13 protein-coding genes and 3 pseudogenes are annotated in these 14,630 nt (G+C 70.9%); 8 read left to right on the top strand and 8 right to left on the bottom strand.

Annotated elements, in window-relative coordinates; genetic code table 11:
- The first annotated feature begins 2 nt into the window (after positions 1-2).
- Positions 3-359, top strand: coding sequence for a toxin-antitoxin system YwqK family antitoxin (locus ACFV57_RS28265; RefSeq protein WP_385238070.1), 357 nt, complete (start codon positions 3-5; stop codon positions 357-359).
- Between the two features lie 99 nt (positions 360-458).
- Complete coding sequence (locus tag ACFV57_RS28260; protein ID WP_385238068.1) at positions 459-776, top strand: hypothetical protein; 318 nt, start codon at positions 459-461, stop codon at positions 774-776.
- Between the two features lie 161 nt (positions 777-937).
- Here the strand turns inward: ACFV57_RS28260 and ACFV57_RS28255 are convergent.
- Both ACFV57_RS28255 and ACFV57_RS28250 read right to left on the bottom strand, forming a co-directional pair.
- Positions 938-1,039, bottom strand: a pseudogene (locus ACFV57_RS28255) (IS5/IS1182 family transposase); the annotation flags it as partial.
- A gap of 1,216 nt (positions 1,040-2,255) precedes the next feature.
- Complete coding sequence (locus tag ACFV57_RS28250) at positions 2,256-2,822, bottom strand: VOC family protein (protein ID WP_385238067.1); 567 nt, start codon at positions 2,820-2,822, stop codon at positions 2,256-2,258.
- A gap of 555 nt (positions 2,823-3,377) precedes the next feature.
- On the opposite strand from ACFV57_RS28250, the pseudogene ACFV57_RS28245 reads away from it, so the two are divergent.
- From ACFV57_RS28245 to ACFV57_RS28235, 3 genes and pseudogenes are all read left to right on the top strand, one after another.
- Positions 3,378-3,563, top strand: a pseudogene (locus ACFV57_RS28245) (toxin Doc); the annotation flags it as partial.
- Between the two features lie 140 nt (positions 3,564-3,703).
- Positions 3,704-3,964 carry a hypothetical protein gene (locus ACFV57_RS28240; RefSeq protein WP_385238065.1) on the top strand — a complete coding sequence of 87 codons (261 nt, stop codon included), beginning with the start codon at positions 3,704-3,706 and terminating at the stop codon, positions 3,962-3,964.
- A 169-nt stretch (positions 3,965-4,133) separates the two neighbouring features.
- Positions 4,134-5,232, top strand: a pseudogene (locus tag ACFV57_RS28235) (IS30 family transposase).
- Positions 5,233-5,296: 64 nt separating this feature from the next.
- Here ACFV57_RS28235 and ACFV57_RS28230 read toward each other — a convergent pair.
- The gene (locus ACFV57_RS28230) at positions 5,297-5,629 is read right to left on the bottom strand and encodes a hypothetical protein (protein WP_385238063.1); all 333 of its coding nucleotides are present in this window, start codon (positions 5,627-5,629) and stop codon (positions 5,297-5,299) included.
- A 411-nt stretch (positions 5,630-6,040) separates the two neighbouring features.
- Between ACFV57_RS28230 and ACFV57_RS28225 the strand changes: the two genes are divergently transcribed.
- Both ACFV57_RS28225 and ACFV57_RS28220 read left to right on the top strand, forming a co-directional pair.
- The gene (locus tag ACFV57_RS28225) at positions 6,041-6,340 is read left to right on the top strand and encodes an FG-GAP repeat domain-containing protein (protein ID WP_385238061.1); all 300 of its coding nucleotides are present in this window, start codon (positions 6,041-6,043) and stop codon (positions 6,338-6,340) included.
- Positions 6,341-6,668: 328 nt separating this feature from the next.
- Positions 6,669-7,307: a hypothetical protein gene (locus ACFV57_RS28220; protein WP_385238059.1), complete on the top strand. Its 639-nt coding sequence runs from the start codon at positions 6,669-6,671 to the stop codon at positions 7,305-7,307.
- 87 nt (positions 7,308-7,394) lie between these two features.
- On the opposite strand, the gene ACFV57_RS28215 is transcribed toward ACFV57_RS28220, so the two are convergent.
- The 3 genes from ACFV57_RS28215 to ACFV57_RS28205 form a co-directional block, all read right to left on the bottom strand.
- A complete protein-coding gene (locus ACFV57_RS28215; protein ID WP_385238057.1) occupies positions 7,395-8,222 on the bottom strand; it encodes a 4'-phosphopantetheinyl transferase family protein in 828 nt (275 codons plus the stop codon).
- Positions 8,219-9,949: an acyl-CoA dehydrogenase gene (locus ACFV57_RS28210; RefSeq protein WP_385238055.1), complete on the bottom strand. Its 1,731-nt coding sequence runs from the start codon at positions 9,947-9,949 to the stop codon at positions 8,219-8,221. The genes ACFV57_RS28215 and ACFV57_RS28210 overlap by 4 nt, the downstream gene beginning before the upstream one ends.
- Before the next feature lie 223 nt (positions 9,950-10,172).
- Positions 10,173-10,463 (bottom strand): DUF6059 family protein, encoded by a 291-nt coding sequence (locus ACFV57_RS28205; protein WP_385238053.1) that lies wholly within the window; start codon positions 10,461-10,463, stop codon positions 10,173-10,175.
- A gap of 337 nt (positions 10,464-10,800) precedes the next feature.
- On the opposite strand from ACFV57_RS28205, the gene ACFV57_RS28200 reads away from it, so the two are divergent.
- Positions 10,801-11,415 (top strand): response regulator transcription factor, encoded by a 615-nt coding sequence (locus ACFV57_RS28200; RefSeq protein WP_360137222.1) that lies wholly within the window; start codon positions 10,801-10,803, stop codon positions 11,413-11,415.
- A gap of 57 nt (positions 11,416-11,472) precedes the next feature.
- Here the strand turns inward: ACFV57_RS28200 and ACFV57_RS28195 are convergent, their stop codons facing one another.
- Both ACFV57_RS28195 and ACFV57_RS28190 read right to left on the bottom strand, forming a co-directional pair.
- Positions 11,473-13,866, bottom strand: a complete 2,394-nt coding sequence (locus ACFV57_RS28195) for a sensor histidine kinase (protein WP_385238051.1) — start codon at positions 13,864-13,866, stop codon at positions 11,473-11,475.
- Between the two features lie 114 nt (positions 13,867-13,980).
- Complete coding sequence (locus ACFV57_RS28190; protein ID WP_385238049.1) at positions 13,981-14,607, bottom strand: hypothetical protein; 627 nt, start codon at positions 14,605-14,607, stop codon at positions 13,981-13,983.
- Between the last annotated feature and the right edge of the window lie 23 nt (positions 14,608-14,630).

Below are 14,630 nucleotides of genomic sequence, written 5' to 3'. Positions count from 1 at the left end.
GAATGACCGTACGCATCGAATACGAAGACACGTACCGGGATGATGCCGCGCGCGTGCTGTGTGAAGACGGCCTCGTCACAGGCGAAGTCGTTTCCCGCGACCAGGAAGGCCGAATCACCAGCCTGGTCTCCTACCACGAGGGAGTTCCGTCCGGTCCGCAATTCGCGTGGTATCCGGACGGAACCATGAAGCTGGAAGGACTTACCCGGTACGGCCTGGCCGTGGGCGACTGGCGCAAGTGGTATCCCAATGGCCAACTCGCCGAACACACCGTGTTCAACGAGCGAGGCAGGCGAGCAAGCCGCCAGAAGTGGGACAAGGAAGGCAACCTCACCGAGGACAGAACGTTCTCGGGCTGACCACCGATGTCAGGCGCCCCCGGCCTGCTTCAGCGACCGGGGGCGCCCGCCCGTACGGCAATCGCACTGAACAGGACGGAAACCTTCATGGCGCAGGACATGCCTGTCCCCCCGAGCACTCCCCCGGCCACCGCCGAGGAAGCGCTCGCCATCGTCCGCAGCCGATACGCCCAGCCACGGCTGGCGGACGGCTCACCCGCCCCCATGCACGTCCACGAATTCGACATCGGCTACCTCGTCTACGCCACTTTCCCGCCCACCGAACCAGTGGACCCGACAGCCCCGCCGATGCCGCCCCCGCCCGGCGGCGCCAACATCGTCGTAGCCAAGGACACCGGCGAAACAACCACCGTCCCCAACTTCCCCCCGGAAGCAGCCATCGCCCTGTACCGCAGCCAACTCCCCACCGATTCCTGACAAAACCACACGCCAACACCATTCCTCGACACCGCGGCAGGCTGCGATGCCGCGGCCTTGATGCCCCTCACCCTGCCGTGTATCGCAAACCAGGACGAGCACTACCAGCGCCAGCGCTGAACCGAAATTCAGGATCCCTTACCGGCCTTCTCCAGCGCCGGCGTTCCGCCACCCTGCGGCCGCACTCTTGACGGCGGAAGCAACGGCTTCGCGATCTCCCACAGCCCGTCCGGAACGATCCAACTCCACGCCCCCTGACCCATGCTGAGGTACCACTCCGCCTCACCACATAGGACAACGTCTAAGGTGCCGCTGCTGGTGACGGCCATGGCCCAGGTGGCTTCGCCCAGGCTGCGCAGGCTCAGCCGGGAGGCACGCTGGAGCTTACTGAGGACAGGGCGAGCTGGCCTGGCGGCCCGGGTGGTTCCGGGCTGGGCGGTGGCGGTGGCTGTTCGATGCCGGTGTGCAGGCCCTGTTTAAGGCCGGGGGTGTCGTCGCCGGTGGCCGGAGGGGGGCGGGGCGGACGGTGCTTTGCCTGCGCTGCGGCGGGCCCGGTGTGGCGCTGCTGAGCGGCCCGGCGGGCGGAGCTATGTTTTTCGCGCCATGGGCTTCCTGTTCCGCGAGGCCGTGCGGCCGTAGAACTGGTGGATGCTGTGCCCGTGTTGGCGGGCGAAGCAGCGCCCGGCGGGCCGAGCGCAGTCACCGGTCCGGTCGGCTGGCTCCTCGGCCCCCGGCTGTCCCGGCGACGACGCGGCGCTGGGGTCGTCTGCGCGTAGTAGCGTGATCAGGTCACTGTGCTTCCCTCTAGAAGGAACCCTTCGGGTGGATATGCCGGAGTTCTCGAAAGTAAGTAAAACCCCGCAGCCCACCGGGTGAAACCACTGGTCGCGCCCTGTGGTCCCCGCGCATGCGGGGGTGGTCCCGGTGTGACGCACGCGGCGATTGACCGAGGCGCGTGATCCCCGCGCATGCGGGGGTGGTCCCTCACCGAGGTCCGCAACGGCGCAGTGGACATCGTGGTCCCCGCGCATGCGGGGGTGGTCCCGACCTGTTCGACGAGGCGTCGCTGGCGCATCTGTGGTCCCCGCGCATGCGGGGGTGGTCCCGCGCCATGCTGGGGACGTCGCGCGTAGCGCGTGTGGTCCCCGCGCATGCGGGGGTGGTCCCGCGCGGCGCCCGGACGCCCAGTGCGGTGACCCGTGGTCCCCGCGCACGCGGGGGTGGTCCCTGCTGGGCCGCGAACGTCTCCGCGCCGACGCCGTGGTCCCCGCGCATGCGGGGGTGGTCCCAGAAAATCCGCGTCGCATGCCCGTGCGGCGCCGTGGTCCCCGCGCACGCGGGGGTGGTCCCCGAAGACGGTCCCGGAGGCCTTCGGACAGCCGGTCCTGTGCGGTACCTGGAGCGGTTGCCTGAGCCGAATACTGGCGGCACGGGGCTGAGCGGCAGGCCAGTACCCGCCCCGGCGCCGCAGGGTGCAGATCAGCGCCAGCGGTTGTTGCTGGTGTGGTCTCCGGCGAGCCAGCGGGCGAGGTCGGTGTGTGCGGTGGTGCGCTGCTCGGCGTCGATCTTCTCCACGTCGGGGTGGTCGACGGCGAACTCCAGGATCAGCCCGTTGGGGTCCGTGACGTACAGCGAGACGCAGAAGCCGTGGTCGATCACATGGGGGTTCGCGTCCGCCGAGCCGACTGCGTCGATGCGCTCGCGGATGGCTTCTTGTGCACCGGCCTCGACCTTGAAGGCTATGTGACGCATGGGAGTTGTGTTGATGCTGGTCCTGAATTCCGCCTGGTCCTTGGGGTCGGCGAACTGGAAGAAGGCGAGCGCGCTGCCGTCGGCCAGGCCGTAGAGAGTGTGACTGTAGGCGCGCTCGACGCCGGCCATCACCTCGCACTCGGTCCACGTGGCCACCAAAGGCAGGCCGATCACGTCCTCGTAGAAGCGGCGGTTGGCTTCCTGGTCGTCGGTGATCCAGGCGTGGTGATGGAGTCGGAGGGGCAGGGACTGGGCCTGCGCGTGAGGCCGGGGCTGCGTCTGCGTCTGCGGCATGTCGGGTCATCTCCTGTACGTATACGGGGTGTTGGGCCGGGCGCCGGGCTGGCTGGCGCCGCCCTGAGCAGCATGCCACCAGGGCAGGTTGAACGTTAAATCAAATTTGGCCATGTTCGCGGGTGAGGTGCCAGCGCCAACGAACTGCCAAAGCGAGGTCGGGCACCCCGGCCGCGGCCCCCGCCGCGGCCCGGCAGGACGCTGCGTCCAGTTCGTTGTCGACAGGTGACTGCACATGCGGTGCCTGGCGTCCGCTTGGCTGACCCGGGTGGTGCTGCTCGCGCGCTCAGCTGCGGCCGATGGTCGGATTGGCCACGCGGACGATCAGAACCTTGTGCCAGCGCCAGTGCTCCATGTGCCGGATGAGCCGGGGCCTTCGGCGAAGGCCTGCAGCTTTGGCACGCCCGAGTCCTCGGTGGCCGGTTCGCCCAGGTACCTGACGCTCGCGGCGTCGACCAGTCGCCCGGCGATCTGCTCGACGGCCTGTCCGGGCAGTCCCCCGACGATGGCGTCCTGGGTGGTCATGCACTCCCACGGCCAGGTGCTCACCACCCGCGCCTCGAACCGCTGCCCAACCGCCACAGCCTGTTCGCGGCGATCGTCGCCGCGCAGTACACGGGACAGTCGGGCCAGGGCATCGACCCGCCGTACGGCGCGCTGTCCGACCTGATTCGCGAGATCCGGGACGGAGAGGTCAAGCTGCCCGCGGCGGCGGACCGCCTGCACACCTGGCGCATCTGACCGAATCTGCCGAACGCTGCAGCCGTCACCCAACGCTGCGCTCGTCTCGGACTGCGTGCCCAGATCATGGGGCCGGACCGCGGCTCGCCTGGGCGTCCGTATCCGAGAGGCCCGCCTGGTTCCCTTCCAAGCCGTCATCGGTGCCATGGAGGCAGCACCCACGCGAGGCCGCGATTCTGGGCACGGCGGTGACGGACCGGCTGCCCCAGAAACTCCCGCCGACCGACATCGGCGGGCGGCCGCTGGACGCGGCAGAGATCGACACCTGTCAGCTCAGCGTCGTCTCGCAGGACGGCCAGGAGCCGTTCCGGCAAGACCTGCCGCAACCGGTGCTGGACTGGGCCGAATCCGTCCCCTACAGCATCGCCTTCCGGCCTGACCGGCACAGCACCTCAGGGTGATCACGAGCTGACGGAGAGCTCTGGCAGCAGCGGCGGGCCACACCGTCTACGGCCTGGGCCAAGAAGCCGCTGCCCTTGAGGGCCGTCGTGCAGCAAAGAAGAAGGCGGCGCCCCCTCCCGAACCCTTGAGTTCCAGTGGTCGTCGCAACACCCCAGATGAAGGGGTGCGATGGACTTCGAGATCCGGAAGAACCGGGAGGCCGGGGGTGGGAAGAGGCTGGTCCGAAAGCGGGCCGCATACTTCCAGCTCATGGAACAGGGCTACAGCACGCGGGAAGCCGCGCGGACGGTCGGTATCAACCTGCGTACCGGTGAGCGGTGGCGCAACGGCCGGCACTCCCCGCCTGGTGGCCGGAGGCCGGTTCCTCCTCTTGTGATCGCTGAGGAACCGGCTCCGGCGTCTCGCTATCCGACCGAGTCCGAGCGCACCCACATCGCCGACCGGCTGCGAGAGAAAGCGTCGATCCGCCAGATCGGGGCGGGACTGGGCCGCAGCCCCTCCACGGTCAGCCGGGAGATACGACGCAACCGCCGCCCCATGCCCAGGGGCGGCTGGGCCTACCGGCCCTTCGAGGCCCATCGCCGTGCGGAAGCACGGCGAGTGCGGCCGAAGCCGGGAAAGATCGGTCAGAACGCTGAGCTGCGGGATTTCATCCGGGGCCATCTCATGATGCGGTGGGGCCCCGAGCAGATCTGCCAGGCTCTGCGGGCACGCTTCCCCGACCGGCCGGAGATGCACGTGTCCCCACCAGACGATCTACCAGGCCCACTACGTTCAAGGCCGCGGACCGCGCGATCCCCGGGCACTGGGAGGGGACCTCATCATCGGCAAGGACGGCCGGTCCGCCATCGGCACACTGGTCGAGCGGGCCACCCGATAGGTGATGCTCGTGCACCTTCCCCACGGCCACAGTGCCACCACCCCCAACCGAGACGCGCTGGCCACGACCGTGCAGGGTCTCCCACCGCACCTCTGGCGCTCTTTGACCTGGGATCAAGGCTCAGAGACGGCCGCTCACCGGGACTTCACCACAGCCACCAACATCCCGGTCTACTTCTGCAACCCGGCGAGCCCCTGGCAGCGTGGATCGAACGAGAACACCAACGGCCTGCTGCGGCAATACTTCCCCAAAGGCACTGACCTGTCGGCCCACGCCACCCAGCACCTGGCCGCCGTCGCCGCCGAACTCAACAGCCGCCCACGCACAACGCCCGGCTGGGAAACCCCAGCCGAGCGTCTCGCTAAGCTACTGGATCTAGCCAGCTGACCAGAAGTGTTGCAACGCCCCCTCGAATTCGCCACCTTAGGAGGGGGCGCCGTGATCTGTTAGCTCAGACGGCTGCGAACCAGCAGATGTTCACGAAGTCCAGCGGATCATCGTACTGCTTCATTTCTGAGGCAATTTTATGCAGGGCCTGGTCCCGGGGAAGGGTCCAGGGCACAAAATCCTCATCCTCGTGGGAGCCGAGGTCACCGACCTGCACCCCCCGGTCGAGCATGTCGCTGATCAGCTGCAGGGTGATGCTTTGCAACTGCGCTTCGGTGCGGCATTTCCCTGCGATATTTTTGGCTGCATCTCGGACCGGGATGAAGTACACGGGGGTCATTTCCGCATACTCGACGAGGTATTCGATTTCTTCTTCGTATACATCTTCTGTCGACATTCCGGTCTTCTCAGTGTTTTACGTGGTAACGCTTCAGTCCGAATTCCTTCTGGAGGTCGACGCTGAAGTCGATGGTCGGGTCCATCTTACCGCCTGACGTGCTGAAGTTGCGGTAATTGATATTCCCGTCTTCGAGCTCCCAGGCCTCGACTGGGCCCTTTTTCCTCTGCACGACCTTGTGACCTGAGCAAGGACGGCGGCAGCGTCACGGACGTAGTCGCACTGGTCCCCCGCAACGACCGAGATCTGGTCCTGGCCAAGCTCGCCAAACCCGCCACTGGCATCACCCCTGCCCCGGTCGGCACCGCTGCCCTGCGCCAGGGCGAGGAACTCACCGCGAGCGGCTACGGCCGCACCAAGGACCAGTGGGTCCCCGACCGTCTGCACAGCGCCCAGTTCTCCCTGCAGACGGTGCAGGACACCTCCGCCGACTTCAACAACGACGGCCGCACCGACGTCGCTGCCGTGATGAACGACGGCAACCTGCACGCCTTCTACGCCAAGCCGGACGGCACCTTGCGGTACGGCCGGGAACTGTGGACGCACGACGGCACCTGGGGCGGCTACACGCAGCTCATCGGCGGCGACTTCAACACCGACGGCAAGGCCGACATCGCCGCCCGCTGGGGCGACCGCAGCCTCCACCTGTACGTCGGCGACGGCAAGGGCTCCCTCGGCTCCGGGCCCGCCATGTGGCCCACCGCCTCCTGACCGGGCGCACTGAAGCGGTCCTTCGTGACGGGCACGAAGGACCGCAGCGCTGGCCGGCGCCCCCAGGCCGGGGTCCGGCTGTGCTTGACGGCGATGCGGACATCCCGGTCGTCTTCGACGCTGGAAACGGCGCTCCGCGCATGGCCTGCCTGCTCGACGGCCTGCCGGTCGAAGTTCTCGGACGGCTGCGCTCGGACTACGGCGAGAGATCCGGTGAGCTTCGCGGATACTGGGTCGGGCGAGTGCCCCTGGGCAGCGCTCCACCGCCGCCCGAAGGACGAGCTCTTCTGCGACAGATACAGAACATCCCCGAGGAGTGGCGCTGAAGATGCCGGACACTGAGACGACGTCGGGCGCGCCGGTCGGCTCCGAGGAGTTCTGCCGTATGTGCGGTTACGACGACACCTTCTGGGAGGACGGCTGGCCGACCTCCGCCATCTGTGACTGCTGCGGCAGCCAGTCCGGGATCGGCGACCTGAGCGCGAAGCCCGGCTCGTGGGACGGTGTGCGGGGCCTGCACGACTTCCGGGGGTGGTGGATCGGCCATGGCGCCGAGTGGTGGTCTCCGCGCAGCAGGCCGCGGGACTGGGACGTGCTCCAGCAGGTGATGAACATCCCCGCGCCCTGGCGTACCCCGCCGCCACCCCCGGTCGACCGGGAGCGGCGCGTCCTTGAACGGGTCGCGTCCGGGTCGCTGGGTACGGAGACCGTGTGCCGGGTCTGTGGTCTGGCCGGGCCGTCGTTCTGGCGTGACGGCGTGCCCACCGAGACGGTATGCCCGTCCTGCGGCAGCGAGTCCGGCATCGACGACCTGGGGCGCCCCGGATCTTGGGAGACGATGCAGGCCATCCGTACCCGCCGCGGATACTGGGTCGGTCTCGGAGCTCCGTGGACCGACCCCGCGGCCCGCCCGGCGGGCTGGGATGTCCTTGAGCAGCTCGGCACCATCCCGCCTGCCTGGCGGTGACCTCACCACCGGGCGGCGGGTTGAGCGTTGTACGGCGGGAACGCTCGGCGACAACTTGAGCGGGTGACGGCGCGGCCTCACTTCCTCTCACCGCTCCGCCCTGCCGACCAGGTCGACCACCTCCCCCAGGAACCCTTCGTCCAGCATGGTGCCCACCGCCGTGTCCCCCTCCTGGTCCAGGCCCGCGTCATGGCAGGCCACCGCCACGAGGTAGCCGCCGTCCAGCACGAAGGTCGCGAACGTCCACTCGCCGTGTGAGGCGGGGGCGCCCTGCGGGGTGAGCAGGCTGGTGGCGCCGGTGTCGAAGCCGAACTGGGTGAAGCCCATCCGCATGCCCTGGCCGAGGGCCTTGGTGTACGCCTCCTTCAGCGTCCAGGTGCGCAGCACCCGGTGCTGCTGTTCGGCCTGCGGCAGCCCGGCGAGTCTGCGGCGTTCGTCCGGGGTGCACAGGTGGCGGTGGATGGCCGAGTACTGGATGCGGCGGTCGGCCCGTTCGGTGTCGACGCCGATCCGGCCGCGCCGGTTGAGGCCCACCACCAGCAGGTCGCCGGTGTGGCTCAGGCTCACCTCGATCTGGTCGCAGCCGCGCAGATACGGCCGTCCGCCGGCCTTGTAGGCGAGTTCGACGGTGTCGGGCGCCGCCTGGAGGGCCGCGCCCGCGGTGTACTTCACCAGCAGCCGGGAGGCGGCGAAGCGGTCGCGTGTCTCGGGGTCGCGCAGGGTGCGCAGGCGCCGCCAGTCGCGGGCGCCGAGCAGCGGGCGCAGTTCGGGGTCGGTGAAGGCGGCGGGCAGCCAGTCACGCCAGTTGGCCTGGACGACGACATGGCCGTGCCAGGCCATGGACTGGCGGACCCGGCTCCAGGGACTGCCGGGGCCCGGCATCAGGAGGGGTTCCGCGATGCCCGGACGGTTCACGGGGTACCTGCTTCCGCCAGCGGAGTGTCGTGGAGGTCGAAGCTGCGGCCGGCGCGGAAGCGCGCCAGCAGTTCCTCCGCCACCCGTTCGACGCACGGGCCGGGCAGCGGGGGCGGGTTGAGGCCGAGTCGGCGGCCGTACCGGTGGAGGGCGAGGACCAGCCAGGCGGGGTCGGCGAGGAACGAGCCGGTGTGCCGGTGCCGTTCCCAGGTGGCCAGGGCCGCGCCGACAGCGGACAGGACCGCGTGCCGGTCGGCGAGTGCGCACAGCGCCGGGCTCGCCAGCGCCGTTCGATCGCCGGGCTCCAAGGCCAGGCAGCTGTCCCGCAGTTCACGCAGGGCGTCCTGGAAGGCGGACGCCATGGAGCGCAGGGTGCCGTCGTACGGGCCCGGGGCACCGGCATCGGACAGCCGGGCCGCGGCCGCCTTCAGCGCGGCGATCAGGAAGTCTCCTCCGCCCGCCACCTCCAGGCGCGCGAGGTCCAGTGCGGGCAGCGGCCCGGCGGTGAACAGCGCGTCCGGCGGCTCCGCTTCCATGCCCCAGGACCGGCGGGCCAGCAGCGGCAGTTGGGGGATGACCACCGCCTGGCAGGCGGCCGTGCCGGCGTGCCCGAGACCGGCGGTGGGCAGGTCGCGCAGCAGCTTGGTCAGCATTCCCTGGTCGGTGTCCCGGCTGTAGCCGCCGGCACCGAGGACAGTGGCCAGCTCTTCCAGGTCGTCCCTGAGCAGGTCCGGTACGAGGTATTTCAGGCCGGCCGCTGCCAGGTGTGCGCTGCCGGGCAGCAGGGAGAGGGCGCGGAGCACGGCGGCGGCCATGCTGTCACCCGCCAGCAGTCCGGCGAACACGCCTGCCAGTACGGGCCGTTGACGCCCGCGCGGGCCGCCGGAGGCGAGGGTGGCGCGGACGGCGGCCCGCAGCACCGTGTCCACGGACGCGAGCACCGCGCCGGTGATCAGGGTGCGGTTGAGCTGGAAGGTGCGCAGGGCGAGCCGTACGCCCGCGCCCGGCTCGCCGACCAGCGAGTCCGCCGGTACGGGGCAGTCCGTGAAGTCGTATCCGGCGAACCGGCAGCCACGCAGTCCGGTGGTGGGGCGGCGGGGCAGCAGCCGCAGCCCGTCCGGGGGCAGCCGGTCAGGGTCGAGCAGGAAGACGGAGTGGGCGGCGGGGCCGGGGGCCGGGTCGGTCCTGACGTACGCGACGACGGCGCCGGCCCGTTCGGCGTTGAGGACGACGTCCTTGCGGCCCTGGAGCAGATAGCCGCCGGAGTACTCCATGGCGGTGAGTTCGCCGCGCAGCAACGCGGTGCCGTGGGCGAGCGAGCGGTGCACGATGGCCGCGCGCCCGCCCCCGGTCAGCAGGCGGGCGACGGTTGCCCGCTGGGCGGGCGTGCCCGCGGCGAACACCGGGGCCGCCGCGAACAGCGAGGTGATCCCGTAGCCGAACCCGAGGGAGACGTCGCGGCGGAAGACCGGCCGCAGCATCCGCATCAGCCCGGCCGCGTCGTGCAGCCGCCCGCCGAGCCCGGCCGGCACCATCTCGGCACCGAAGCCCGCTCCGTCGAGCAGCCGTTCGGCTGCGCGCGGCAGCTCCCCGTCGCCGTCGGCGGTGAGCAGGGCCTTGAACCCGAGCGGGTTGGCCGGGTCGCACGGGTCGCCGAACGCGTACTCCAGGTCTGTGGCCCGGGATGCGGTGTCGTCCGGTGGGCGGGTGTCACAGGTGGGAAGCATGCACTCGGTCTCTTTCCGCGGCGTGGGGCCGCCGAGGTGTACAGCGGGCGGGGTTCGCCGCGCGGGGAGCGGTCCCGTACCGGACCCGTACCAGGGCCCGCGGTGCGGTGGGCGGTGCCGTGGCGCGGCCGGCCGCCGCTCGCCCGGCGGGTCCGGCTTTCCACTTTCCATGCCGCCCCTTGACCCGTACTTGAAGCCCGGCAGTGCGGGGGCGCCCGTAAGATCACCGTCCGTGCCCCGGGGTCCGATTCAGCAGCTCGTGCAGGAGTTGCAGCTCCTGGCCGCTGAGCGGGATGTCCGGGCGCAGCCGCTCCGGGTGGCCGGGGGGCGGTCCGTCCGCGCCGTCCGGCAGCGTCAGATGGAAGCCGCTGTCGAGGGAGCGCGGCCGCGCCGGGCCGGGGCGCGCGAACGGTGGCAGTTCGGCGCTGCCGAGGGCCACGAACCCCTCGCCCACGTGGCGCAGCAGGCGCCCGAGCAGGCCGCGCCGGCTGCCCGGTGTCGTCCGGCGGGCCATGTCAGACGACACCTTCCGGAGCGCGATGTTCATTCATGTACGCGTCACCTCTTCCTTCGTTCCCGGTGGCGGACGCAGCCGGGGTGGCAGGGAGTGTGAGCGGGCCGACTCAAGGGCCGGTCGGGGCGCGGTGGACGGGCGCACGAGCGGCCGGGGCGCGGCGCCGGGACAGGCGTGCGCGGACCGGTCCGCGCGGCCCGTGGGGGCCTGCGGGACGGCCGATGCGCCCGGGGCGTCGGTGGAGAACGACGGTTTGGTGCAGGCCGGTAGCATTTGTCATGAAGTCCGGCGGATTTGATGCCGACTCAGGCAAGTTCGAACGCAACGGGGGAACGTGATGGTGCGAGTTTTGATCGCCGAGGACATGCACATGCTGCGCAAGGCGCTGGTGTCCCTGATCGAGCTGGAACCCGACCTCGAAGTCGTCGCCGAGCTCTCCAGCGGTGACGACATCGTGCCCACCACGGTGGCGGTACGCCCCGACGTGGCCGTCCTGGACATCGACCTGCCCGGCACCGACGGCATCACCGCGGCCGCCGCGCTGCACACCAGCGTCCCCGAGTGCCGCACCCTGATCCTCACCAGCCTCGGCAGACCGGGGAACCTCAGACGGGCGCTGGCCGCCCATGTCTCCGGCTTCCTCCCCAAGGACTCCGACCCGGACAGCCTGTGCGCCGCGATCCGGCAGGTCGCCAAGGGCGAGCGGGTGATCGACCCGCAGCTCGCCCTGGCCACCCTGGACTCCGGCCCCTCGCCGCTGACCGAGCGGGAACGGGAAGTGCTCCAGCTCGCCTCCGAAGGCATGGAAGCGGCCCACATCGCCGGGCAGCTGCACCTCTCGTCCGGCACCGTGCGCAACTACCTGACCGCGGCGGTCACCAAGCTCAACGCCCGCAACCGCGTGGACGCGATCCGTATCGCCCGTGAGGCGGGCTGGCTGCACCCGGTGTGACGGGTGCAGGGGGCCGCACCGGCGGCGCGGCCCTGCGTCGGCCGCGCCGCGCCGCCCTCAGGCCGCGGCCAGTTCCACCTCGGCCGTCAGCTCGAACCACCCATCAGGACGCGGCCCGGCCGTCAAACGCCCGTTGACCGCCTGCACACGGCTGGCCAGGTTCCCGATGCCGCTGCCGCCGTCGGCACGCGCCGCGGGCGCGGTCTCCTTCGTCCCGCCCGCGCCGTCGTTGACCAGCGTGAGCCGCACCGCGCCGGCCGCCCGCCGCGCGGTGATCCGGCACCGCTCCGCCTTGCTGTGCCGCAGCATGTTGGTCAGCCCCTCGCGCAGCGTGGTCGCCAGGACGGTGTCCACGTCGCCGGGCAGGTCCCCGCACTCCAGCTCCACGGTGGCGGCTATCCCCGCCCCCGCCAGCATGGCCGTGGCGTTCTCCGCCTCCGCCGTCAGGCTCATCCGCCGCAGCCCGCCGGCCACCGTACGGACGTCGGCGAGCGCCTGCCGGGCGACCTGCAGCACCTCGGACAGCTCCGTCCGTGCCCGCTCCGGCTTCTGCCGCGCGAGCCGCCGCACCAGTTCGCACTTGAGCGTGATCGCCGACAGGCTGAACCCCAGCAGGTCGTGCAGGTCCCGGGCGAACCGCAGCCGCTCGGTGGTCACCGCCAGCCGGGCGATCTCGGCCCGTGACCAGTGCAGCTCGGTGGCGAGCTGCGCCATCCGGGAGAGACCGAAGACGACGAGGCCGCAGATGACGGTGTAGGCGGACTGGTAGACGATGTCCGTCAGCGAGCTGCCCACCGCGTACAGGGTCGCGTCACTGCACGCGGTCACCACGAAGATCACCGGCCAGGCCGCGACCGCGGGCAGCGCCAGCAGCGCGCCCCCGGCCAGGAAGCCGGGCAGCCCCAGCCAGGTCGGGCCGAAGAAGCGGTAGGGCACGAACTGGATCAGCGCCTGGAGGCCGAGCAGTCCGTAGCGCAGGTGGGCGGGCCAGCGCGCGGCACGGGCGGATCGCCAGTGGAAGGACTGCACGAGCTGCGCCACGAGTCCGGCGGACAGGACCACCCCCATGGCGGCCAGCACCGGCGCGGACGGCCGGTAGGACATCGCCATCACCGAGCACGCCAGGAAGTAGCCGACCAGCACCGCCAGCGTGATGGCGCTCGCGGCGCGCGGCACCAGGTCGGGGTGGCCGGACCGCCGGCGCCGCGTCCGGGCGGGCTCGCCGGCCGCGTCCGTGAGCCGGCTCTTCGTGCGGGCGCCGTCCGCGGTGTCCGGGACGGCCTCCTGGAGCGGCACGGTCTCATCGAGAGGCACCCTCGTGCGAAGCCGGAACCAGCCGTCGTCGCAGTCCCGGGTGAGGGAGCCGCCGAGGGACCTGATGCGGCTGTCGAGGGCGGCGAGCCCGCCGTCCTGGCCGGTCTTCGCGGACCGGCCGGCTCGTCCGGCGCCGTCGTTGGCCACCGTGAGCAGCACCGCGCCGTCCCGGCGGGCGGCGCTGATCACGCAGCGTTCGGCCTTGCTGTGCCGGAGCAGGTTGGTCAGGCCCTCGCGCAGCACGGCGGCCAGCGCGCTGTCCACGGCCCCGGGCAGGTCGGCGCAGTCGCATGTCATCCGGGTGCGGATGCCGGCGGCCGAGAGCGTCGAGACGGCGGCCTCGGCCTCGCCGGTGAGCGACATCTCGCGGTAGCCGCGGCTGACCGAGCGGACGTCGGCGAGGGCCTTCCTGGACGTGTGGAGGACGTCGGTGAGTTCGGCGTGCGCCTTGTCCGGCGCGTCGGCGAGCAGGCGGTAGGCCAGTTCGCACTTGAGCGTGACGGCGGACAGGCTGAAGCCCAGTACGTCGTGCAGGTCCTTGGCGAAGCGCAGGCGCTCGCCGGCGACGGCGAGGCGGGAGAGTTCCGCGCGGGAGTGGTGCAGCTGGCCGATCATCTCGGACATCCGGGACAGTCCGATGACGATCAGCGGGATGAGTACCGCCTCGATCATGTTGTAGGCGGTGGTGTTGGCGTCGTATCCCAGGTACCGGAACATGGCCCAGTTGCTGAGCACCGTCACGCCGAACAGCGACCATCCGACGGCGGCCGGGAAGACCAGCACGGCCGAGGCGCTGAGGAAGGAGATCATGCCGCCCCAGGCGTCCCCGAACACGCTCAGCGGCGCGTACGCGAGCAGGGCCTGCAGGCCCCAGGTCGCGTACCGGTGCCGGGTCAGCCGGGGCAGCAGCCGCGGAAAGGAGTGGCTGAGCTGCAACGCCATGGTCAGGGCGAAACCGAGCACCGCGCCGACGCGCTCCCACTCGGGCGGGTTCTCCGCCCAGACGAAGGAGCCGTCGATCACGAAGAAGCCGACCAGCACCACGGCGGTGATGACGACCGCCTTGCGGGGCGGCAGCGTCCGTCTGTCCGCTTCTGCGATGTCACCGCCCGGTCCAACGACTGCACAAGTCGTCACATGTCCCCCATTTTCCGCAGTGCTCGGTTGAAGCACTCTTGCTATCCCGGATCATAAGGAATCCGGATCGAACGCCAACAGCCGTAGCGGATCTCCGCGCGGGCGGAAGACGCCTCAGACGCCGCCGGGTGCCAGCATCCCGGCGGCGTCGGCAAAACTGCGTGCCGCCCGCACGGCGGCGGGCGGCAGTGGCGTCGTACCGGGCACGGCGGGAGCGTCGTGCCCGCTGCGCAGATGTGCGAGCAGCTGGTCCGCGTCGGGACCGTGCAGCTCGACACGGTGGTGGGAATTCTCCGACAGCAGCACCTGATCCGGCCCCGAGGGCCGCAGTAACACGTCGTCCCGCAGCCGGGCCCCGCGTCCCGGTGCCGCCGCGGCGGGGCGGAAGCGGGCGTGCCGGGTCAGCGGCACCACGCTCAGCAGCGGCGCGGCACCGACGGTCAGGTGCCGGGCCACCACGTGCTGCAGCTGTGCCAGTGCCGCCAGCAGCTCCCGCGACGCGTCGTTCCACCGGTCCTCGGGCACGTCGAAGCCCGGGAACCCGGGCACCACGTTGCCCAGCGAGACCGGCCCCAGCAGCATCCGGCGCAGCGCCTCGCGCAGGTGCGGGCCGGGTCTGTCCGCCGCCAGCTCCCCCCAGGGCGTCCGTAGGACCGTACGCTCGCCGAAATCGACGGTGACGTCCTCGCGCAGCGACCAGAACTCGGCGAGTTCCGGCGCCGCCAGGCGATCGATACGCATGGGGGTCCTTCCACGGTGGGGGG

Origin of the sequence: Streptomyces sp. NPDC059788, from assembly GCF_042732265.1 — a bacterium.
GTDB lineage: Bacteria > Actinomycetota > Actinomycetes > Streptomycetales > Streptomycetaceae > Streptomyces.
The sequence above is the reverse complement of the archived record's forward strand: the minus strand, read 5'-3'. Positions and strand labels throughout refer to the sequence as shown.